The sequence below is a fragment of the Bradyrhizobium sp. 87 genome, assembly GCF_023073015.1.
Lineage (GTDB): Bacteria > Pseudomonadota > Alphaproteobacteria > Rhizobiales > Xanthobacteraceae > Bradyrhizobium > Bradyrhizobium canariense_D.
The window spans coordinates 1-1,478 of record NZ_JADPIQ010000067.1; the positions used below are offsets into that span (position 1 = coordinate 1).

Annotated in this window: 1 protein-coding gene; it reads right to left on the reverse strand. The window is 57.0% G+C overall.

Annotated elements, in window-relative coordinates; all coding sequences use genetic code 11:
- Nucleotides 1-284: 284 nt before the first annotated feature.
- A complete protein-coding gene (locus tag IVB50_RS16160) occupies nucleotides 285-1,127 on the reverse strand; it encodes a cyclic nucleotide-binding domain-containing protein (protein ID WP_346771304.1) in 843 nt (280 codons plus the stop codon).
- Nucleotides 1,128-1,478 lie beyond the last annotated feature (351 nt).

A 1,478-nucleotide genomic window follows, 5' to 3' on the forward strand; every position in this document is an offset into this window, starting at 1 on the left:
AAGGTTGCGAACCCCTCATCTCAAGACAGGACGCCTCGTTGCGCTATCCTCTCAGCCGCGCTGCCGGCCGTCGTGCCTACCGCGCGAGCGGTTTAGTCCTGTGGCCCGTAGCTGCCTCTCTGCGTCGAAGCCTGCTTGTCCGCCTGCTGGGCGCCAGCGGACCAAGGAGGGGCATTGCGGCGACGCCCGCATGTGACCCACTCAGACCTGAGGCTGCATGCGCGGGACCTGCACCGCGTCGGGACAGTTCTGTCACCAATGGTGGAGCAATCGAGAGACAAGTTTTAAGCGGTGCCATCCGCAGCTGGGGTCTGTCGCGCCGCTTTCTCTTGCGCGAGAGTTGCTTCCAGCCGCGAGATATTTTCCTGGAGGCGCGGGCTATTTTCCAGCAGACGCTGACTGGTGAGGAGGAGGATATAGTAGCCGAATTGCTGATTACTTTGAAAGTAGATTTCAAGCAGTCTTTCATAAGTTATAGTCAGGACTTGTCCGTCTTCTATGCACTCGACCGTACCGGTTCGTCGCTTATCGGGCGCAAGGAAGCCAAGTTCTCCCATGAGACGCCCTGGCGGAAGCTCGACGCCGATTTCTTTGACGAGAAACTTCCCGGTGACGGTGAGAAACATTTCGGCCGCCGCATCACCCTTCCCAAATAACCGGTCGCCATGGCGATATCTGCGTTCGGTCATGAAAGGTTTGAGCCATTCCATCGGCATGTCGCCTTGCATCGCGTCACGTGCCTTCTTAACGAGCCTGAGCAGTTGGCGGAGACGAACGGCATTGACCGGCAGCAACAGCAGATAAAGCAGAAAGGTGGCGACGCTTCCGGAAAGCGCGCCAGAGGCTACGAAGAATGCACAGCCGACCATATTCGCGACCCGCAGCGGCACCATTCTCTGCATCAGCAAGGTAGCGACAAAGAAGATTGCGCCGAACAAGGCAAACATGTTGGCGAGCGTGATGTTGGCCAACACAATTTCCAGCAGCCGATCAAACAGTGCGTCGTAGGTGATGTTGTTGGGATCAAGCCCCATTTGGACGAGAATCTTTGCAATCCTGAGATTATCTGCCGCCGTATCAAGGATGCGGTTTAGTATCGTGGAAAGATCTGCACCGATGGGCTCCATTGGATCATCTCTCACAAAGCGGTCAGTATCCCCCAATATACCCCGGATATTGATGATCGAGGGGCGATATTGAAGGCGCTTTTTGTTGCGGCGCATGAGTCCGAAAGTGGCCGATTTTGTTGCAAAAGTCGGCTGCAATGGATTTGGCCGCTGGGCCTTTCGTTGAGCCGCGCTCTGAAGCGCTGGCCCTGACGCATTTTACGCAACTTCGACGCTACGCTACGCTACGCGATGCGCAGAGCCTGAGCCGGTGGCGGTCGTGCGACCAGCGATGCAAACCGCCTCAGATTCTGGGCGATGGCGGCTAGAACAAACTCATCCTGGACACCTTGCGGGCCGCGCAGTCGGAGC

Coding starts and splice junctions, on each gene's coding strand:
- IVB50_RS16160 (WP_346771304.1), bottom strand. CDS start 1,127: ATGGAGCCCATCGGTGCAGATCTTTCCACGATACTAAACCGCATCCTT.